20 protein-coding genes and 4 pseudogenes are annotated in these 18786 nt (G+C 41.0%); 13 read left to right on the top strand and 11 right to left on the bottom strand.

All coding sequences use genetic code 11. The features are described from left to right. Positions 1-8: 8 nt before the first annotated feature. A complete protein-coding gene (thrS, locus tag ACUW6H_RS07005; protein ID WP_084877786.1) occupies positions 9-1952 on the top strand; it encodes a threonine--tRNA ligase in 1944 nt (647 codons plus the stop codon). Positions 1953-2105: 153 nt separating this feature from the next. Here the strand turns inward: thrS and ACUW6H_RS07000 are convergent, their stop codons facing one another. The 5 genes and pseudogenes from ACUW6H_RS07000 to ACUW6H_RS06980 all read right to left on the bottom strand — a co-directional run. Next, entirely contained in the window at positions 2106-3155 is a 1050-nt protein-coding gene (locus tag ACUW6H_RS07000; protein ID WP_454363351.1) for a DUF389 domain-containing protein, read from the bottom strand. Further along, positions 3152-3475: a potassium channel family protein gene (locus tag ACUW6H_RS06995; protein WP_001253404.1), complete on the bottom strand. Its 324-nt coding sequence runs from the start codon at positions 3473-3475 to the stop codon at positions 3152-3154. Before ACUW6H_RS06995 ends, ACUW6H_RS07000 begins: the two co-directional genes overlap by 4 nt. A 13-nt stretch (positions 3476-3488) precedes the next feature. Next, on the bottom strand, positions 3489-3830 hold the full coding sequence (locus ACUW6H_RS06990) for a hypothetical protein (RefSeq protein ID WP_000397556.1): 342 nt from the start codon (positions 3828-3830) through the stop codon (positions 3489-3491). Then, positions 3755-3988: pseudogene (locus tag ACUW6H_RS06985) on the bottom strand (TMEM175 family protein); the annotation flags it as partial. The pseudogene ACUW6H_RS06985 and the gene ACUW6H_RS06990, both read right to left, overlap by 76 nt. Continuing rightward, positions 3987-4397, bottom strand: a pseudogene (locus ACUW6H_RS06980) (DUF389 domain-containing protein); the annotation flags it as partial. The pseudogenes ACUW6H_RS06985 and ACUW6H_RS06980, both read right to left, overlap by 2 nt. 198 nt (positions 4398-4595) lie before the next feature. Between ACUW6H_RS06980 and ACUW6H_RS06975 the strand changes: the two are divergent. Continuing rightward, complete coding sequence (locus ACUW6H_RS06975) at positions 4596-4751, top strand: hypothetical protein (protein ID WP_454363377.1); 156 nt, start codon at positions 4596-4598, stop codon at positions 4749-4751. On the opposite strand, the pseudogene ACUW6H_RS06970 reads toward ACUW6H_RS06975, so the two are convergent. The 4 genes and pseudogenes from ACUW6H_RS06970 to ACUW6H_RS06955 form a co-directional block, all read right to left on the bottom strand. Beyond that, positions 4726-4976, bottom strand: a pseudogene (locus ACUW6H_RS06970) (hypothetical protein). The gene ACUW6H_RS06975 and the pseudogene ACUW6H_RS06970 sit on opposite strands and share 26 nt — an antisense overlap. A gap of 55 nt (positions 4977-5031) precedes the next feature. Further along, positions 5032-5130: pseudogene (locus ACUW6H_RS06965) on the bottom strand (peptide ABC transporter); the annotation flags it as partial. Positions 5131-5136: 6 nt separating this feature from the next. After that, on the bottom strand, positions 5137-6111 hold the full coding sequence (locus ACUW6H_RS06960) for a sensor histidine kinase (protein ID WP_454363348.1): 975 nt from the start codon (positions 6109-6111) through the stop codon (positions 5137-5139). Then, positions 6104-6781 (bottom strand): response regulator transcription factor, encoded by a 678-nt coding sequence (locus tag ACUW6H_RS06955; RefSeq protein WP_070696863.1) that lies wholly within the window; start codon positions 6779-6781, stop codon positions 6104-6106. Before ACUW6H_RS06955 ends, ACUW6H_RS06960 begins: the two co-directional genes overlap by 8 nt. 321 nt (positions 6782-7102) lie before the next feature. Between ACUW6H_RS06955 and ACUW6H_RS06950 the strand changes: the two genes are divergently transcribed. The 5 genes from ACUW6H_RS06950 to ACUW6H_RS06930 all read left to right on the top strand — a co-directional run bounded on the left by ACUW6H_RS06950 (position 7103) and on the right by ACUW6H_RS06930 (position 11807). Then, on the top strand, positions 7103-7672 hold the full coding sequence (locus ACUW6H_RS06950; protein ID WP_454363375.1) for a TetR/AcrR family transcriptional regulator: 570 nt from the start codon (positions 7103-7105) through the stop codon (positions 7670-7672). Between the two features lie 86 nt (positions 7673-7758). Further along, complete coding sequence (locus tag ACUW6H_RS06945; protein ID WP_454363345.1) at positions 7759-8535, top strand: ferredoxin reductase; 777 nt, start codon at positions 7759-7761, stop codon at positions 8533-8535. Between the two features lie 111 nt (positions 8536-8646). Further along, positions 8647-9720, top strand: coding sequence for a DUF2974 domain-containing protein (locus ACUW6H_RS06940; RefSeq protein WP_454363343.1), 1074 nt, complete (start codon positions 8647-8649; stop codon positions 9718-9720). Between the two features lie 162 nt (positions 9721-9882). Beyond that, positions 9883-11076 carry a ferredoxin reductase family protein gene (locus tag ACUW6H_RS06935; protein ID WP_049479088.1) on the top strand — a complete coding sequence of 398 codons (1194 nt, stop codon included), beginning with the start codon at positions 9883-9885 and terminating at the stop codon, positions 11074-11076. A gap of 101 nt (positions 11077-11177) precedes the next feature. Then, positions 11178-11807: an MBL fold metallo-hydrolase gene (locus ACUW6H_RS06930; protein WP_454363341.1), complete on the top strand. Its 630-nt coding sequence runs from the start codon at positions 11178-11180 to the stop codon at positions 11805-11807. Between the two features lie 38 nt (positions 11808-11845). Here ACUW6H_RS06930 and ACUW6H_RS06925 read toward each other — a convergent pair whose 3' ends face one another. After that, positions 11846-13738 (bottom strand): M13 family metallopeptidase, encoded by a 1893-nt coding sequence (locus ACUW6H_RS06925; protein ID WP_268699860.1) that lies wholly within the window; start codon positions 13736-13738, stop codon positions 11846-11848. A gap of 179 nt (positions 13739-13917) precedes the next feature. On the opposite strand from ACUW6H_RS06925, the gene ACUW6H_RS06920 reads away from it, so the two are divergent. The 6 genes from ACUW6H_RS06920 to ACUW6H_RS06895 all read left to right on the top strand — a co-directional run bounded on the left by ACUW6H_RS06920 (position 13918) and on the right by ACUW6H_RS06895 (position 18304). Continuing rightward, a complete protein-coding gene (locus tag ACUW6H_RS06920) occupies positions 13918-14640 on the top strand; it encodes a metal ABC transporter ATP-binding protein (protein ID WP_454363338.1) in 723 nt (240 codons plus the stop codon). Continuing rightward, the gene (locus tag ACUW6H_RS06915; protein WP_071851485.1) at positions 14637-15485 is read left to right on the top strand and encodes a metal ABC transporter permease; all 849 of its coding nucleotides are present in this window, start codon (positions 14637-14639) and stop codon (positions 15483-15485) included. The genes ACUW6H_RS06920 and ACUW6H_RS06915 overlap by 4 nt, the downstream gene beginning before the upstream one ends. A gap of 26 nt (positions 15486-15511) precedes the next feature. After that, a complete protein-coding gene (psaA, locus tag ACUW6H_RS06910) occupies positions 15512-16441 on the top strand; it encodes a metal ABC transporter substrate-binding lipoprotein/adhesin PsaA (RefSeq protein ID WP_454363336.1) in 930 nt (309 codons plus the stop codon). 113 nt (positions 16442-16554) lie between these two features. After that, on the top strand, positions 16555-17049 hold the full coding sequence (tpx, locus tag ACUW6H_RS06905) for a thiol peroxidase (protein ID WP_033630265.1): 495 nt from the start codon (positions 16555-16557) through the stop codon (positions 17047-17049). 83 nt (positions 17050-17132) lie between these two features. Next, positions 17133-17783: a metal-dependent transcriptional regulator gene (locus ACUW6H_RS06900; protein ID WP_049538620.1), complete on the top strand. Its 651-nt coding sequence runs from the start codon at positions 17133-17135 to the stop codon at positions 17781-17783. A 107-nt stretch (positions 17784-17890) separates the two neighbouring features. Then, on the top strand, positions 17891-18304 hold the full coding sequence (locus tag ACUW6H_RS06895; protein WP_454363333.1) for a hypothetical protein: 414 nt from the start codon (positions 17891-17893) through the stop codon (positions 18302-18304). Positions 18305-18334: 30 nt separating this feature from the next. Here the strand turns inward: ACUW6H_RS06895 and dtd are convergent, their stop codons facing one another. Further along, entirely contained in the window at positions 18335-18778 is a 444-nt protein-coding gene (gene dtd / locus ACUW6H_RS06890) for a D-aminoacyl-tRNA deacylase (RefSeq protein WP_454363331.1), read from the bottom strand. Positions 18779-18786: the final 8 nt, after the last annotated feature.

The raw sequence follows: 18786 nt of genomic DNA, 5'->3' as shown, positions 1-18786 counted from the left end.
AGAAAACCATGATTAAGATTACATTCCCAGATGGCGCTGTTCGTGAATTCGAATCTGGCGTTACAACTTTTGAAATTGCTCAATCGATCAGCAATTCCCTAGCTAAAAAGGCCTTGGCTGGTAAATTCAACGGAAAACTCATAGACACTACTCGTGCTATCACTGAAGATGGAAGCATCGAAATCGTGACACCTGATCACGAAGATGCCCTTCCAATCTTGCGTCACTCAGCTGCTCACTTGTTCGCCCAAGCAGCTCGTCGTCTTTTCCCAGACATTCACTTGGGAGTTGGTCCAGCAATCGAAGATGGTTTCTACTATGATACTGACAACACTGCTGGTCAAATCTCTAACGAAGACCTTCCTCGTATCGAAGAAGAAATGCAAAAAATCGTCAAAGAAAACTTCCCATCAATTCGTGAAGAAGTTACTAAAGACGAGGCACGTGAAATCTTCAAAAATGACCCTTACAAGTTGGAATTGATTGAAGAACACTCTGAAGACGAAGGTGGTTTGACTATCTATCGTCAAGGTGAGTATGTAGACCTTTGCCGTGGCCCTCACGTCCCATCAACAGGCCGCATCCAAATCTTCCACCTTCTCCATGTAGCAGGTGCTTACTGGCGTGGAAATAGTGATAACGCTATGATGCAACGTATCTATGGTACAGCTTGGTTTGACAAAAAAGACTTGAAAAACTACCTTCAAATGCGTGAAGAAGCTAAGGAACGTGACCACCGTAAACTTGGTAAAGAGCTTGACCTCTTCATGATTTCTCAAGAGGTTGGTCAAGGACTTCCATTCTGGTTGCCAAATGGTGCGACTATCCGTCGTGAATTGGAACGCTACATCGTAGACAAAGAGTTGGCTTCTGGCTACCAACACGTATACACTCCACCACTTGCTTCTGTTGAGCTTTACAAGACTTCTGGTCACTGGGATCATTACCAAGAAGACATGTTCCCAACTATGGACATGGGTGACGGGGAAGAATTCGTCCTTCGTCCAATGAACTGCCCACACCACATCCAAGTCTTCAAACACCATGTTCACTCATACCGTGAGTTGCCAATTCGTATTGCCGAAATCGGTATGATGCACCGTTATGAAAAATCTGGTGCCCTTACTGGTCTTCAACGTGTACGTGAAATGTCACTCAACGACGGTCACCTCTTCGTTACTCCAGAGCAAATCCAAGAAGAATTCCAACGTGCCCTTCAGTTGATTATCGATGTTTATGAAGATTTCAACTTGACTGAATACCGCTTCCGTCTCTCTCTTCGCGACCCTCAAGATACTCATAAGTACTTTGATAACGATGAGATGTGGGAAAATGCCCAAACCATGCTTCGTGCAGCTCTTGATGAAATGGGCGTTGACTACTTTGAAGCCGAAGGTGAAGCAGCCTTCTACGGACCAAAATTGGATATTCAAGTTAAGACAGCCCTTGGAAAAGAAGAAACTCTTTCTACTATCCAACTTGACTTCTTGCTTCCAGAACGCTTCGACCTTAAATACATCGGAGCTGATGGCGAAGAGCACCGTCCAGTTATGATCCACCGTGGAGTTATCTCAACTATGGAACGCTTCACAGCTATCTTGATTGAGAACTACAAGGGTGCCTTCCCAACATGGCTTGCACCACACCAAGTAACCCTCATCCCAGTATCTAACGAAAAACACGTGGACTACGCATGGGAAGTAGCTAAAAAACTCCGTGACCGTGGTGTTCGTGCAGACGTAGATGAACGCAATGAAAAAATGCAGTTCAAAATCCGTGCTTCACAAACAAGCAAGATTCCTTACCAATTAATCGTTGGAGACAAGGAAATGGAAGACGGAACAGTCAACGTTCGTCGCTACGGCCAAAAAGAAACACAAACTGTCTCAGTAGATGATTTTGTTCAAGCTATCCTAGCTGATATCGCCAACAAATCACGCGTTGAGAAATAAAACAATCACAGTCTGAGAAACATTTTTCAGAGACAGAAAAAGCAACAACTATTTCAGCTGTTGCTTTTTATATTTTATTTAATCTGAGCTAGTAGTGATTGGTCAAAGCACCACACAAGATTTACTTTCATGAGTTAGATAAGGTCAATATCCTCAATCCTTGTCTGCTTCATTTTCTTTTACGAGATCTTTTTGTGAATCCTTTTCAGAGAGTTTTTGATCGATATACTTGTTAATGGTTTCATAAAATTCCTTGGTCGTATCACTTTCTAATTTTGTCGAATTATGAACTTGATTAACTTTCAATTGAACAGATTGAATACCGTAAGAGGCTTGTTTTTGATGGAGCGTTTCTAATTCTTCTTCTGAAATCGGATCTCCAACAACCGTCAAGACCAATTCATTGTCCCTTGACTTGTAGACTTGATTAATGACCGTGTGATTGGCGAACTCTTTTCCTACAAACTGTTTGATTCCTTCTTTTCGCGCTTGATCTATCGTCAGAGTGACTGCTGAATAGCTGGCTGGAAGAATCAATAACACAATCAAGGATATCAACCCAATTCTCATTTTAATGTTTAGCTCTTTAAATGAACTTAAGGGAGATTTTCTCATCATAATTCTTGTTCCAACAATGTTGATTAGCATGATAAAGACAAAGTTGATCAAGAAAAGATAGAGAGCTCCAAATAAAAATCGTACATTTCCATTAGCTAAACCGTAACCTGCAGTACAGATAGGTGGCATCAGAGCTGTTGCAATGGCTACTCCTGGCACGATATTGTTTGCTTCTTTTTTCCTTGAACCAATGAAACCTGCTATCCCACCAGCAATAGCAATTAAGACATCCCAAATCGTTGGAGAAGTTCGTGCAATCAACTCGCTACTTGCATAAGATAAGGGAGTAATCCAGAAATACAGAGTCGATACAAGTAAACTGACCAATACTTGAGTAAGTAAAACCCCTAGAGCTTGCTTGACTAAACGAGTGTCAAAAATAGCTAAACCTAATCCTAGTCCAACAATCGGTGTCATAAGAGGGGAAATCAGCATGGCTCCAATAATAACAGCTGTTGAATTCATATTTAGACCGATAGAGGCAATAAAAATTGCACACATCAAAATCGCTGTATCTCTCAATCGAACATGAAGGTCATCGTATAATTTCTCACGGTATTCCCGTGTTGAATAATTGGCAGTCATTTGTCCTCTCCTCTTTCCTTATTTAAATCGGTATAATAATTAATAATAACAGCTGATAAACAGCCAAAAAATATGAGCCCATAAATCGTCAAGAAGACACTGGTAATCCTTCCAATCAAGGTCACAGCTAGGAGATCCCCGTAGCCGACAGTCGTCGAAGTCACAAAAGCATACCAAAGACCGTCTCCGTAATTTGTGATAGCAGGTTCAACTAGGAAAAGCACGCCTCCTGACCCAAAAACAAAGGTCACAAAACTCAGAGCAAACCGAGTAAAACCCGTAACCTGTATAATATGCCATAACATTTTTAAACGTCTCATTTGTTCTCCTTATTCATACTAGCTCCTGACCGAGCCGTTTTTTCCAATAATCAAAGTGAAGATAGGACATGATCTCCATCAGAGAAAGATAGACAAACTGATAGATCTGATTTAAGCTGATTATCAACTGATATTGTTTGAAAAATGACTGGAAGAAAGACCAGATATGACTGTCTTGAATCAGTCCCTTCTTAACATCAGACAGGATATTAGCTAAAGCTCCCAAGGACTGAAACGGTAAATCCTTGACATTTATATAGATCCGGTCCACCACATCATTCAGACTGGTATCTTGGATGGCATGAAATTCTCCAAAGAGAACTCCTGCCGCTCCAAGAGTAGAAACAAATTCCACCAAATAATTTCTGAGGAAATTTTCTCAACCTTTTCCCATAATGTGTTTAGTGCCATCCATAACGATCCCAACCAGAAAAAGGAAAGAAAACAAGCAAAGAAATTTTGCCGTAAATCCCAAAAAGCTTCAAGACTTGGTGTTGTTGGTTTTTCTAACTCTTTTCCTTGAACCGATCACACCAGCAATCCCACCAGCAATAGCAATGAGAACATCCCAAATGGTTGGAGAGGTTCGTGCGATCAACTCGCTACTTGCATAAGACAAGGGAGAAATCCAGAAATACAGAGTCGAGACAAGCAAACTGACCAACACTTGAGTCAATAAAACCTCTAGAGATTGCTTGATTAAACGCGTATCAAAAATAGCTAAACCGAATCCCAGTCCAACAATCGGTGTCATGAGAGGTGAAATTAACATGGCTCCAATAATAACAGCTGTTGAATTCATATTTAGACCGATAGAGGCAATAAAAATTGCACACATCAAAATCGCTGTATCTCTCGATCTAACATGAAGATCATCGTATAATTTTTCACGGTATTCACGTGTTGAATAATTTCCGTTCATTGGTTACTCCTTTTATTTCATATAATCTTGTTTCTGCATGGATGATGGTAGAGAGACTTCTGTCCCGTCTTACATATTTTTCTTCTCATCTGTTATTCTTTTGAGAATTATCTTTTAAGTATCCGTCAGTCCATCCTCCATATTATATCAAAAATTTTACAGTTTTTCTCTGAAGAAATCTCTCAATTGAATAGATAGATGAAGCAAGAAATTTTTGTTTCCTTATCCGAAGAAGGAAAAACGGTATCTCCTCTGAAAGTAGATACCGTTTTAATCTTTAAACATGATTGGTGTCTTCGCCAATCCATTGCTTCATTTTTATTTTCAATCAGAAGCCATAGATCCCAAACGTGATGATGGTTAGAAGAAACCCCTTGATCCAGTTGCCGAATAGTTGTGTTCCAGTCCCGTCAAAGTATAGACGTTGACCATCTACTACCGTGTGTTTGGTTTTCAATTTTGCATCATGCAAACCACCCAAGGTGTTGCGATCCCCAAGGTAAGCCCGAAAATTATGGCTACTAAGATAGAGTATCCACTATAATCTAGGATTCCTCCGTCAAAATAACTTTCTTTCATTTTTACCTCTTTTATTTTTTGACTATATTCTAGTCGTTTCCTAGTGTAACATTTTTTACATCTGGACAATCTTACGGTAACTTCTAGACGTTATCATGAAAATAGAGATATAGACTAGAACAAAAATTCCACAGATGGATAAGGTTATCATCAACTATGCTTACTCAATCATCAGATTCCTATTGGAAAATTTGATGCGAACGGTTGTTCCTATCCCAACCTCAGACTCGATACGAATCTGGTGGCCCAGTTCTTCAGAAATTTTCTTAGATAGATAGAGGCCAAGTCCAGATGATTGCTGGGTCAAACGGCCATTGTAGCCTGAAAAACCACGTTCAAAGACTCGGAGCACATCACTGTTTTTAATCCCAATCCCCGTATCCTTGATACAGAGCTCCTGATCTTCCATAGAAATCTCTAGCCCACCTTCCTTGGTGTACTTGAGACTGTTTGAGAGGATTTGTTCAATGACGACCAACAACCACTTCTTATCGGTCACGATAATTTTGTCAAGGTCATGGAGATTGACCGTCAGTCCCTTTTGGATAAAGAAAAGTGCGTACTTACGAACCATATCCTTGACCAAGTCCTCCACTTGAACCTGTTCAAAGACCAAATCATAGTGAAAACTCTCTAAACGTAAGTACTGCAAAACCAGATTGGTATAGGAGTCAATCTTGAAAATTTCCTGTTCCAGTTGCTGCTTGACCTCACGATCAGAGACTTCTGCTACTAAAAGGCGACTCGCTGCAATGGGCGTCTTGATCTGGTGAACCCATAAGGTGTAGTAATCAAGCAAATCCGTCAGCTTGCTCTGCGCTTCCGACTTCTTTTGATACAATTCAGACTCACGCTCTTCAAGTTTTTCTGCTAGCGCACATTCCAAAGGAGACTTGGGGTCTCTCTCAGCATAGAGTACTTCCTGCCGGTAAACCTGAGCTTCTGCAAATATATCCCAAGCCAAAAATAAGAAGGTCAAAAAACTACTGAGCAGAAAGAAATAAAGAAAATAAGTTCCTAGACTAGCAAATAAAAACTGAAAGAGAAGGACGAGAAAGCCTAATGAAAAAATATAGGTAAAAACGCGACTGCGAGAGCGCAGATAGGCTAGAAAAAATGATTTCCAATCAAGCATGTTTCAGTCCGTATCCTATCCCTTTCTTGGTTTCGATAAAGCCAGCTAATCCTTGTTCCTCAAGCTTTTTGCGCAAACGAGCAACGTTGACAGACAAGGTGTTATCATCGATGAAAAAGTCGCTGTTCCAGAGTTCCCGCATCAGGTCATCACGCGCCACGATATTGCCAGCATGTTCAAACAAGACTCGTAAAATCTGAAATTCATTCTTGGTTAGGCTCAGGACTTCACCCTGATAGTGCAGGTCCATAGACTTAGTATTGAGGATTACACCTGCATACTCTAGCAAACTTTCATCCCGTCCAAACTCATAGGAACGGCGCAGTAAGCCCTGAACCTTAGCCAATAGAACCTGCTGGTCAAAAGGCTTGGTCACAAAGTCGTCCGCTCCCATATTGATCGCCATGACGATATCCATAGCCTGATCTCTCGATGACAGAAACATGATAGGCACCTTGGAAATCTTGCGAATCTCCTGGCACCAGTGGTAACCATTAAAAAGAGGCAGACCGATATCCATGAGGACCAGATGAGGCTCCGACTGAACAAAAAGGCTCAATACTTCCATAAAATCTTCTACCAAAATGACCTCAAAGCCCCACTCAGAGAGCAGTTTCCCAACTTGTTGCCGAATAACTTGGTCATCTTCTACTAGTAAAATCTTGTGCATGCGCTCCTCCTTTGCTATTTCTCAAAGTATCAAAACCCTTCATATCAGATTTACAGATCAGTATCTCATACTGTTTAGCAGCATATTTCCCAAATCCAGATCAGAAAACAGATGCTAAATAGAGAACATTCCCACTGATATCATACCTTATTTTTAATTATAGTTCCAGCCTTATCCTATATTTTCCTTTTTGTGCTCATTTAGTTAGCGTTTCTTTAACTTATTTAATAGATCTAGCCTTCTTATTGACAAGCTAGCCATGATTTGTTAGAATATGAATGAACAAAAAATTTATTCATTCACGAAAAATAAGGAGGTTAAATCATATTGGACAAAAAACAATCTTTAAAGACAGCAGCCTATGAAGTTTTTTCAAAAAAAGGTTACAAGGCAACAGGAATTTCAGAAATTGCTAGGCAAGCTGGTGTTGCAGTAGGCTCTTTCTATAACTATTACGAGAGTAAAGAAGCCATTTTTCTAGACATCTATATAGATGAAAACAACCGTGTTCGCCAAGCTATGATTGAAGAACTGGATTGGGAAATTGATATGATTGATCTTATTAGTCAACTCTTTGCTCAGTCCAGAGCACTCGTTTCTTCCAATAAAATCCTTGCAGAATGGTACAATCCTGCCATAGCCGATGACTTGCACAGCTACTATTCCTCGGAAGAAGGCAAAGTCGCAAATCCTTTTCATCAGTTTCTAGTTAAAACTTTTACAAATCGTATGCAGGATGAAGGGTACTCGCCAGAAAAGATTCAAGAGATTTTACAGGTTTATAATCTGTTTTACTATATGGATATGCACATCACGGAAAAAGATTTTCCAGATATTGGCAAAACTGTTGAAATACTTGCAACCAACTTCATTAAAGGAGTTCTAAAATAAAGAATGGATTTCTTTATTTTTTGAAAAAGATATGAATGAATTATTATATAGTTCATTCATAAAATTAAGAACAGGAGTCATAAAAAATGAAAAGAGGTAAAAAAATGTTTATTATCATTCTGTCAACACTTGGAGCGCTATGTATTATAACTTGGGGTGCCATCGCCTATCTTGGACGAAGCCAGACATTATTGATAAAATCTATCGAAAACCCCAGCGGAGATCTATATTTAATTCATATCACAAAGCCAAGTCAGCAAACCTGGAAAGCAGGGGCTTATGCTAAGTTTACACTCCCTGATACCTCGTCTACTGCTAAAAAATATGAAGCTAAGGGAGAGCAAACCAGTCGATGGCTAACCATTGCCTCCACACCTGATGAAGATGAAATTCTCATTTTGACTCATAATAGTGGTAGCCACTTTAAGGAAACCTTGACACATTTACCGTCTGGCAGTGAGATTGAGATGAGTTGGTTGGATTCCTCTTTAACCATTAAAGATACGAATCAGCCACTAGTTTGCTTTGCATCTGATGTTGGTATTTCTGCTCTACGCCCCCTTATCAAAGAATGGTCTGGTAAATGTCCGATTATTCTCAACCATTTTGACAAAGGAGTTACTATTTTCGATAATGAGATGAAGGAACTGGCTCAAAAAACATCGAATTTTACTTATAAAACTAGCGATGAACTTTCTCAAAGTCAAGCATTTTTAAAACATGCTATTGATGAATACGGCAATCAAGCCAGCTATCTCATCACAGGTCAGCCTGATGATGTAAATGAGATGAAGAATTTTTTAAAGGAAAATGGGATTGATAGCAAAAACATACAAGTAAGCTCGTTTAGAGGTTTGAAATAGGAGCAATCTATCTTCTATGTATTTCAATCAAACCCTACTAGGTCATTCGAACAAGCCTACTAGCTAATTCTATGTAAATGTGGTAGGATAAACATAGAGAAAGGAGCTTTTATGGCTAATATTTTTGACTACCTGAATGATGTAGCGTACGATTCCTTTTATGACCTCCCCGTGAACGTGTTAGATGTTCTTGCCTTGACTGAATTAACCTATCTTCCTTTTGATGATGTAGTCGCCCAAGAACCAAAGCCTCTCATAGATCTAGCACCTCAAATCCCTAGAGAAACGACGATGCTGACCAATAAGAACCGCCTCCAGTTGTTGGATCATCTCGCTCAACACAAACGCTTTAAAAATTGCAAGCTATCAAATTTTATCAATGATATTGATCCTGAATTGCAAAAACAGTTCGCAGCTATGGCTTATCGTATCAGTCTCGATACCTATTTGCTTGTTTTTCGTGGAACTGATGACAGTATCATCGGTTGGAAAGAAGATTTCCATATGACCTATATGAAAGAAATCCCAGCTCAAAAACATGCTCTCCAGTATTTAGAGAACTTTTTAGCCCAACATCCTAATCAGAAGGTTATTTTAGCAGGGCATTCAAAAGGAGGCAATCTAGCTGTCTATGCTGCTAGTCAACTCGATACACTTCTACAAAAAAACATTGTCGCTGTCTATACTTTTGATTCCCCTGGGCTTCACAAGGAACTAACCGAAACACCTGGCTATCAAAACATGATGGAAAGAACGAAAGTATTTGTCCCACAAGGTTCTATCATCGGGATGATGCTGGAAATTCCGGACAAAAAAATCGTCGTTCGAAGCACTGCCTTAGGCGGTCTTGCCCAGCATGACACCTTTAGTTGGCAGATTGAAGACAAACACTTTGTCCAACTAGACGAGACCAATAGTGACAGCCAGCAAGTCGATACAACCTTTAAGGAATGGGTTGAGACGGTCCCTGATACTGAACTGCAGCTCTACTTTGACCTCTTTTTTGGAATCATTCTCGATGCAGGCATCTCTTCTATCAACGACCTTTCTTCCTTCAAGGTCATTGAACACATTCACCATCTCTTTGTCCAAGCTCAATCCCTCACTCCCGAAGAAAGAGAAACCATGGGACGACTAACCCAACTCTTGATTGACACCCGCTACCAAGCTTGGAAAAATCGTTAAAATAAGAAAGTCAATGAATCACCGATTCGTTGGCTTTTTTAGAAAAAAGGGTCAGAAAAGTTAGCCTAAATCACAAACCTTGACTACAGATTCATTTTTTGTTAAAATGTAACAAATCTTATTACATCCAATATAAGATAAATCCATGAAAGGACTTCTACTATGAAATCATTAAAAGGTATTTTATTTATCGGGCTTAGTATGTTTCTGACTATCCTAGCTTGGCTCAGTTCAGGTGTTAGTCAGTTTCTAATCCCTGGTTTAGCTCTCACTACGCTCTCACTTACTTTTATACTAGCTAGCCGTTTACCCTTGCTTGAGGCTTGGTTTAACGGACTTGAAAAAATGTATCTAGCTCATAAATTCACGGCTTTTCTATCCATTCTCCTACTAACCCTACACAACTTTAGCATGGGAGGCCTCTGGGGTTCGCATTTGGCCGCACAGTTTGGAAATATCGCTATCTATATCTTTATCAGCATTGTTCTGGTTGCCTATCTGGGACAATATATCCAGTATGAAGCATGGAGATGGATTCATCGATTGGTTTATCTAGCCTATATCTTTGGTCTCTTTCATGTTTTGATGATCATGGGAAATCGTCTCCTCTCCTTTAGTTTCCTAGGTCTTATCTTTGGAATCTATGCTATTTTAGGCTTGCTTGCAGGTTTTTATATTATTTTCCTTTATCAAAAGATCGGTTTCACCTATCTTGGAAAAATCGTAGGAATCAAACGCCTCAACCACGATACGACTGAAATTGAAATAGAACTTAGCCATCCTTTCACCTACGAATACGGGCAATTTGCCTTTCTAAAAATTTTCCAAAAAGGTTTTGAGACTGCTCCACATCCTTTCTCCATCTCTGGAGGAAAAGGACGAACTCTTTATTTTACGATAAAAAACTCTGGTGACCACACCAAGAATATCTATGACAATCTTCAAGTCGGTAGCAAGGTTGCTGTTGATCGCGCCTATGGGCATATGACTATGGAACACGGTCCAAAGCAGCAAATCTGGATTGCAGGTGGAATTGGAATGACACCCTTCATCTCTTATATCCGGGAGCATCCTATCCTAGACAGAAATGTCCGCTTCTACTATAGTTTCCGTGGGGAGGAAAATGCTGTCTACCTAGATCTACTTCGTGACTACGCCCGTCAAAATGCTAACTTTGACCTTCAGCTGGTCGATAGCAATGAAAAAGGATACCTGACTTTGGATCAAGAAGAAATCCCTGACCAGTCTACTGTTTATATGTGTGGACCTCTTCCTATGATGAAGGCCCTTGCCAAGCAAATCAAGAAAAAGAATCCCAAAGCAAAACTCATTTACGAAGGTTTCAAGTTTAAATAAGATCATTGTCCCTCTAACACAAATGAGGGACTTTCTTTTCACTTTATTTCTCTCTTCTATGCTATACTTAGTTTAGTACATTCTTTGAGATTGGAGCCAGTATGAAAATCCATAAAACCGTGAATCCCATTGCCTATGAAAACACTTATTATCTGGAAGGGGACCAACACCTGATTGTGGTTGACCCAGGTAGCCATTGGAAAGCTATCCGCAAGACTATCGAAAAAATCAACAAACCAGTCTGCGCGATTCTCCTGACCCACACCCACTACGACCATATTATGAGTCTGGACTTGGTTCGTGAGACTTTTGGAAATCCCCCAGTTTATGTAGCAGAGAGTGAAGCTAGCTGGCTTTATACACCTGTAGATAATCTCTCTGGTCTCCCTCGTCATGATGATATGGCAGACGTGGTCACAAAACCTGCAGAGCACACCTTTGTCTTTCATGAAGAATACCAGCTTGAGGAATTTTGTTTTACAGTTCTACCAACCCCAGGGCACTCTATCGGCGGCGTTTCCCTGGTCTTTCCTGATGCCCATCTTGTCTTGACCGGAGATGCTCTTTTCCGAGAAACCATCGGTCGGACAGACCTTCCTACAGGTAGCACGGAACAACTCCTTCATAGCATTCAGACGCAACTCTTCACCCTCCCTAACTACGATGTCTACCCTGGGCATGGTCCAGCTACGACTATCGCTCACGAAAAGACCTTTAATCCCTTTTTCTAACAAGCAAAAAACCAAGGATAATTTCCTTGGTTTTTGTCTTACCAAATAATCACACGGTCCTCTGGTGAACGCCACATGCCGTCGCCTTCTTTGACATCATAGGTTATAAAGAAGTCATCGAAGTTTGGTACTTGAACATTGACACGGAGTTTGGCAGGCGCGTGCACGTCGACACTGGCCATGAGTTTCATCAACTCAGGACGGCCTTTCATACGCCAGATACGAGCAAAGTTGTGGAAGAATTCTTCAGCTGAGAAGTCTGGTTCTCTCTTGGCAGCTTCAAGGGCAGCAGCAATTCCTCCCAAGTCAGCAACGTTTTCAGACACGGTTAGTTTCCCGTTGATTCTTGCACCGTAAGATTCTTGCCCATCAAACTGGTCGATAACTTTCTGCGTTTTTTCTTTAAAGGCAGCATAGTCGCTTTCTGTCCACCAATCCTTGAGGCTACCATTTTCATCAAAGGACGCACCATTTGTGTCAAAGGCGTGAGAAATCTCGTGGGCAATAACAGCCCCAATACCACCGTAGTTGGCAGAAGACGACTGATGCAAGTCATAGAATGGAGCCTGCAAAATGGCCGCTGGGAAGACAATCAAGTTCTTCTGAGGATTGTAGTAGGCATTAACCATGTGAGCTGGCATCCCCCACTCCTTGTAGTCAACCGGTTGGTTCCACTTGCTCCAGCTGTGCTTGATTTCCACACGCGCAAAGGCTAGAGCATTCTCAAAGAGACTGGCAGTTTCATCCACTACTTTGTCCTTGTAGCGTTCTGGCAATTCCTCTGGATAACCGATATAAGGCTTGATGACATTGAGTTTGACAATGGCCTTATCACGCGTTTCAGGTGTGAGCCAGTCGTTCTTAGCCAAGCGTTCCTTATAAACGTCAATCATAGTTGCTACTTTTTTCTCTACGTCTGCCTTGGCTTCTGGAGAGAATTTTTCATGCGCATACCAGAGACCAAGAGCTTGCTTGAAAGGACCTTGGGCCAAGTGATAAGCTGCCTTGACCTTGTCCTGTGCTTCTGGCACACCTGAAAGGGCACGTCCGTAGGCACCTGACAAAACACGAATCTCGTCAGTTAGATAGCTGGTTGAGAGATTGACCACACCCAAAGTCAAGGTTGCTTTGAGTAAAGGCCAAGCTTCTTCACTATAGAATTGGTCTGCTGCTTGCCAGAAACGTTCCTCGTCCACGATAACCTTGTCTGGTACTTGTCCAAGAACGATTTGGAAGAAGTCATCCAAAGGTAGGGCAGGGGCGAATTTCTTGAAATCTTCATAAGAATATGGATGGTAGAGTTTGGCATATTCTGAACTTTCTTCGTTAGAAAGAACCACTGCTGCGATACGACGGTCCAATTCCAATCTCTTCTCTAGTAAGTCTTCGATTTCCTCATCTGAAAAATCATAGGCTTTGAGAAGATTTGCAGTACTTTCCTTCCAAAGAGTCAAGAGTTCCTCACGCTGAGGATGGTCTTCAGCGTAGTAAGTCGTATCTGGCAAAATAGTCCCTGGTGCACTGGCCCAGAGAACATTGGTTCTGGCATCCATAAAGTCTGGTGATACGCCAAATGGGAGGAAGTTTGGCTTACCAGCTAGTTCAAACTCTGCCAGTTTGCTGGTGAAATCTGCGAAGCTCTCCAAGTCTTGGTATTCCTTAAGTAGAGGAAGGACAGGCTTGATTCCATCTGCTTCTCTCTTGTCAAAATCACGTACCATACGATGGTACTTAACAAAGTTTGCGAGGATAGCATCCTCTGGAACCTCTTCACCCGCCAACCACTTGTCCGTAGTCGCCAGCATCAACTCTTCAATTTCCTCGTCAAGGTCAATAAAACCACCTGTTCGAGATTTGTCAGCTGGAATGACAGCTGTTTTTTCCCATTCGCCATTGATTGCATCATAAAAATCGTCTTGATAACGTGTCATCTTGTTCTCGCTTTCATTTTTTCACTTATTCTTAGCTTAGCAAAAAACACTTGGGAATGCAATTAAAAATGGTTTCTCTTTTTTCTTCATTTTTCAGTTATTATTTTAAATTTTTCAAAAATTAACTTGACTTAATTTTTTTTTTAAGGTATATTAAAAGGTAGGAGGAATACAACTGTATGATACGTATCGAAAACCTAAGTGTCTCCTACAAAGAAACGTTGGCACTAAAGAATATTTCACTAGTGCTCCAAGGACCAACTATTACCGGAATTATTGGTCCAAACGGTGCTGGAAAATCAACTTTATTAAAAAGTATGTTGGGAATTATCCCACATGAAGGTCAGGCCTTTCTCGATGACAAAGAAGTCAAGAAATCTTTACATCGAGTTGCCTATGTCGAGCAAAAGATCCATATCGACTACAATTTCCCTATCAAGGTCAAGGAATGCGTCTCTCTGGGACTCTATCCATCCATCCCACTCTTTCACACCTTAAAGGCCAGCCACTGGAAAAAAGTGGCAGATGCACTTGAAATCGTTGGGCTCTCAGACTATGCTGATCGCCAAATCAGCCAACTCTCAGGAGGACAATTTCAACGTGTGTTGATTGCCCGCTGTTTAGTGCAGGAAGCTGACTACATCTTTCTAGATGAGCCATTTGTCGGGATTGACTCGGTTAGTGAAGAGATTATCATGAACACGCTGAGAGACCTTAAAAAAGCTGGTAAAACAGTTCTCATCGTCCATCATGACCTCAGCAAAGTCCCCCATTATTTCGACCAAGTTTTGCTTCTCAATCGAGAATTAATAGACCTTGGTCCAACTGAAGAAACCTTTACCGAAGCCAATCTCAAAAAAGCTTATGGTAGCAAACTCTTTTTTAATGGAGGTGACCTATGATAGCAGAATTTATCGATGGATTGCAACATTTCCATTTCCTACAAAATGCCTTGATAACAGCTATAGTCATCGGGGTGGTTGCTGGAGCTGTGGGATGTTTTATCATCTTACGTGGAATGTCTCTCATGGGGGATGCCATTTCTCACGCAGTTTTGCCCGGCGTAGCCCTTTCCTTTATCCTGGGAATTGATTTCTTTATTGGAGCGATCATCTTTGGCTTGATGGCTTCCATCATCATTACCTACATCAAGGGTAACTCTATCATCAAGAGTGACACTGCCATTGGTATTACCTTTTCATCTTTCTTAGCCCTAGGTGTCATCTTGATTAGTGTTGCCAAGAGTTCGACAGACCTCTTCCATATCCTTTTTGGGAATATTCTCGCTGTCCAAGATACGGACATGTGGATCACCATTGGTGTGGGGGCAATCATTCTCTTGATTATCGGGATTTTCTTTAAACAACTATTGATTACATCCTTTGACGAGCTCCTAGCTAAAGCCATGGGAATGCCTGTCAATTTCTACCACTATCTGCTCATGGTGCTCTTGACCCTTGTGTCAGTCACTGCCATGCAAAGTGTTGGAACTATTCTTATTGTGGCCATGTTGATCACCCCAGCTGCGACGGCTTACCTTTATGCGAATAGCCTAAAGAGCATGATTTTTCTTTCATCAACCCTAGGGGCAACCGCTTCTGTTTTGGGACTCTTTATCGGCTATAGCTTCAACCTCGCAGCAGGATCCAGCATCGTGCTCACATCCGCCAGCTTCTTCTTAATCAGTTTCTTTATCTCTCCAAAGCAACGATACTTGAAACTAAAAAATAAAAAAATCAATAAATAAGGGGAGACCCTTTCTGGAGGAATCTAATGAAAAAATTAGGTACATTGCTTGTACTCTTTCTTTCCGTCATTGCACTTGTAGCATGTGCTAGCGGAAAAAAAGATGCTACTTCTGGTCAAAAACTAAAAGTTGTTGCTACAAACTCAATCATCGCTGATATTACCAAAAATATCGCTGGCGATAAGATCGATCTTCACAGTATCGTTCCTGTTGGTCAAGACCCACACGAGTACGAACCACTTCCTGAAGACGTAAAGAAAACTTCTGAGGCTGACCTCATTTTCTATAACGGTATCAACCTTGAAACAGGTGGCAATGCTTGGTTTACCAAATTGGTCGAAAATGCCAAGAAAACTGAAAACAAAGACTACTTTGCAGTCAGCGAAGGCGTTGATGTTATCTACCTTGAAGGCCAAAACGAGAAAGGCAAAGAAGACCCACACGCTTGGCTCAACCTTGAAAATGGGATGATTTATGCTAAAAATATCGCTAAACAGTTGATTGCAAAGGATCCTAGCAACAAGGAATTCTACGAAAAAAATCTCAAAGAATATACTGAAAAGCTAGACAAACTGGACAAGGAAGCCAAAGAGAAATTTAACAATATCCCTGCTGAAAAGAAACTCATCGTAACCAGCGAAGGATGCTTCAAATACTTCTCTAAAGCTTACGGAGTTCCAAGTGCCTACATCTGGGAAATCAACACAGAAGAAGAAGGAACACCGGAACAAATCAAGACCTTGGTTGAAAAACTTCGCCAAACAAAAGTTCCATCACTCTTTGTTGAATCAAGTGTCGATGACCGTCCAATGAAGACTGTTTCACAAGACACAAATATTCCAATTTACGCACAAATCTTTACTGACTCAATCGCTGAAGAAGGTAAAGAAGGTGACAGCTACTACAGCATGATGAAATACAACCTTGACAAGATTGCTGAAGGTTTGTCAAAATAATCCATTAAAAACGTCATTCTCACCGAATTGGCGTTTTTTCAATTTCCGGTCAAATCATTGGAAAAATCTGACAATTCTCGGTAAAATAAAAGAAAAAAGAATGGAGTAGTTTCATGACCACTTTTCTCGGAAATCCTGTAACTTTTACAGGTAAACAACTGCAAGTCGGAGACAAGGCACTTGACTTTTCTCTCACTACAACCGATCTCTCTAAAAAAACGCTAGCTGACTTTGATGGAAAGAAAAAAGTCTTGAGTGTTGTCCCTTCTATCGATACTGGTATCTGCTCAACGCAAACACGTCGCTTCAACCAAGAACTAGCCAACCTTGACAATACTGTCGTTCTTACTGTTTCAATGGACCTACCATTTGCCCAAGGACGCTGGTGTGGGGCTGAAGGTCTTGACAATGCCATCATGCTTTCAGACTACTTTGACCATTCTTTCGGGCGCGATTATGCCCTCTTGATCAACGAATGGCATCTCCTTGCACGTGCCGTCTTTGTTCTCGATACTGACAATGTCATCCGTTATGTAGAATACGTTGACAATATCAACACGGAGCCAAACTTTGAAGCTGCTATTGCTGCAGTTAAAGAACTAGACTAAAATCACAAGCATTATGACAGAAAGCTAGAGAAATCTAGCTTTTTTTGGTATACTAGATGGAGAGAATATACAAGAGGAAACGAATGACTCCAAATAAAGAAGATTATTTAAAATGTATTTATGAAATCGGTACGGACATGCAAAAAATCACCAACAAAGAAATTGCTGCCCGTATGCAGGTCTCTCCGCCTGCTGTAACAGAGATGATCAAACGCATGAAAAGTGAAAATCTCATCCTCAAGGATAAGGAGAACGGCTATCTATTGACAGATATTGGCCTCAAACTGGTCTCTGAGCTCTATCGTAAACACCGTTTGATTGAAGTCTTTCTAGTTCACCATCTAGACTATACTAGCGATCAAATCCACGAAGAAGCTGAGGTCCTAGAGCACACTGTCTCTGACCTATTTGTAAAGAGACTGGATAAACTGCTCGGTTTCCCTCAAACCTGCCCCCACGGTGGAACCATACCTGCCGAGGGAGAACTTTTGGTTGAAATTAATAACCTGCCACTAGCGGCCGTCCAGGAAGCTGGAACCTATCTCCTGACTCGGGTTCATGATAGCTTTGAACTACTCAAATATCTAGAAAAGCACGCAATTCATATCGGTGACCAACTCCAAGTCAAGCAGTTTGATGGCTTTTCCAATAGCTTTACTCTGGTCAACAAAGACGAAGACCTCCAAGTTAGTATGGATATCGCCAAACAACTCTATGTCGAAAAAATCAACTAAGCCCTTATTCCTGAAAGAAATTCCTTTTAGGGATTTTTTATTATGTTAGTTGCAACTCCCATTCGTTTGGTGTAGAATGAAGGTAGATAAAAGAGGGAGGTCTTCCTATGAAAAGGCTCTTTAGAATCCATTTTGCAGCCATTGCAGTCAGCGATTTGCTACTATTAGCAATTTTTATCTCCAAAACCGATCTCTCTGTAGACTGGCTCCTGCTGTCTGGTTTTATTTTCATCCTTGCTCAAGGACTACTGCTATTTCGCTTGGTCAACCGACTCCAAAAACATTTCTCTGAGATTTATGCTCAAATCAATAAAAAATTTCGCTTCTACTATTTAGGGGTGCTCATTAGCGATTTTCTATTATTTGTCCTTTTAGCCTTCACTAGTTTTCAGCGATTTTCCGCTCTTATGCCAATCGTCACTTCTTGCCATTCTACTTTTTATTATATGACAGCTAACTACCTAAGAGAAAACTATCCCGACTTTTACAACAAACACATTTCTTTATGGGAGTGTTTCTAAACAAAAACCAAGCCAGCTGGCTTGGTTTTCTTATCTATTTTTAGAATCAAGAATGATGGTGACTGGTCCGTCATTGACCAGCTCCACCTGCATATCCGCTCCAAAGATACCTGTCTGAACAGGTACTTCTTGTACTAGTTTTTGATTGAAAGCGTCATAAAAGTCTGATGCCCTATCAGGCTTGGCTGCACCTGTAAAGGCTGGACGATTGCCCTTCTTAGTATCTGCAAAAAGGGTAAACTGAGAAATCGAAAGGATTTCCCCCTCAATATCCTTGACAGATAGGTTCATCTTGCCTTCTGCATCTGAAAAAATCCGCATGTTGACCAGTTTTCTCACAGCATAATCCAGATCTTCCTCTTGGTCCTCTGGGCCTACACCGACCAACAATAAGAGCCCCTGATTGATTTTCCCCTGAACCTGATCTTCGATACTCACTTGGGCTTTTTTAACCCGTTGAATGATGATTTTCATAAGCGCCC

It is taken from the genome of Streptococcus sp. 151470009-6, from assembly GCF_053628175.1.
This window is presented reverse-complemented; position numbering and strand designations above follow the sequence as displayed.

Bases quoted from the DNA above. Each gene is read 5' to 3' on its own strand.
- ACUW6H_RS06955 (WP_070696863.1), bottom strand. From the start codon at position 6,781: ATGCACAAGATTTTACTAGTAGAAGATGACCAAGTTATTCGGCAACAA.
- ACUW6H_RS06900 (WP_049538620.1), top strand. From the start codon at position 17,133: ATGACTCCAAATAAAGAAGATTATTTAAAATGTATTTATGAAATCGGT.
- ACUW6H_RS06975 (WP_454363377.1), top strand. From the start codon at position 4,596: ATGAAGCAAGAAATTTTTGTTTCCTTATCCGAAGAAGGAAAAACGGTA.
- tpx (WP_033630265.1), top strand. From the start codon at position 16,555: ATGACCACTTTTCTCGGAAATCCTGTAACTTTTACAGGTAAACAACTG.
- ACUW6H_RS06995 (WP_001253404.1), bottom strand. From the start codon at position 3,475: ATGAGACGTTTAAAAATGTTATGGCATATTATACAGGTTACGGGTTTT.
- dtd (WP_454363331.1), bottom strand. From the start codon at position 18,778: ATGAAAATCATCATTCAACGGGTTAAAAAAGCCCAAGTGAGTATCGAA.
- thrS (WP_084877786.1), top strand. From the start codon at position 9: ATGATTAAGATTACATTCCCAGATGGCGCTGTTCGTGAATTCGAATCT.
- ACUW6H_RS06960 (WP_454363348.1), bottom strand. From the start codon at position 6,111: ATGCTTGATTGGAAATCATTTTTTCTAGCCTATCTGCGCTCTCGCAGT.
- psaA (WP_454363336.1), top strand. From the start codon at position 15,512: ATGAAAAAATTAGGTACATTGCTTGTACTCTTTCTTTCCGTCATTGCA.
- ACUW6H_RS07000 (WP_454363351.1), bottom strand. From the start codon at position 3,155: ATGACTGCCAATTATTCAACACGGGAATACCGTGAGAAATTATACGAT.
- ACUW6H_RS06920 (WP_454363338.1), top strand. From the start codon at position 13,918: ATGATACGTATCGAAAACCTAAGTGTCTCCTACAAAGAAACGTTGGCA.
- ACUW6H_RS06935 (WP_049479088.1), top strand. From the start codon at position 9,883: ATGAAATCATTAAAAGGTATTTTATTTATCGGGCTTAGTATGTTTCTG.
- ACUW6H_RS06930 (WP_454363341.1), top strand. From the start codon at position 11,178: ATGAAAATCCATAAAACCGTGAATCCCATTGCCTATGAAAACACTTAT.
- ACUW6H_RS06945 (WP_454363345.1), top strand. From the start codon at position 7,759: ATGAAAAGAGGTAAAAAAATGTTTATTATCATTCTGTCAACACTTGGA.
- ACUW6H_RS06925 (WP_268699860.1), bottom strand. From the start codon at position 13,738: ATGACACGTTATCAAGACGATTTTTATGATGCAATCAATGGCGAATGG.
- ACUW6H_RS06915 (WP_071851485.1), top strand. From the start codon at position 14,637: ATGATAGCAGAATTTATCGATGGATTGCAACATTTCCATTTCCTACAA.
- ACUW6H_RS06895 (WP_454363333.1), top strand. From the start codon at position 17,891: ATGAAAAGGCTCTTTAGAATCCATTTTGCAGCCATTGCAGTCAGCGAT.
- ACUW6H_RS06940 (WP_454363343.1), top strand. From the start codon at position 8,647: ATGGCTAATATTTTTGACTACCTGAATGATGTAGCGTACGATTCCTTT.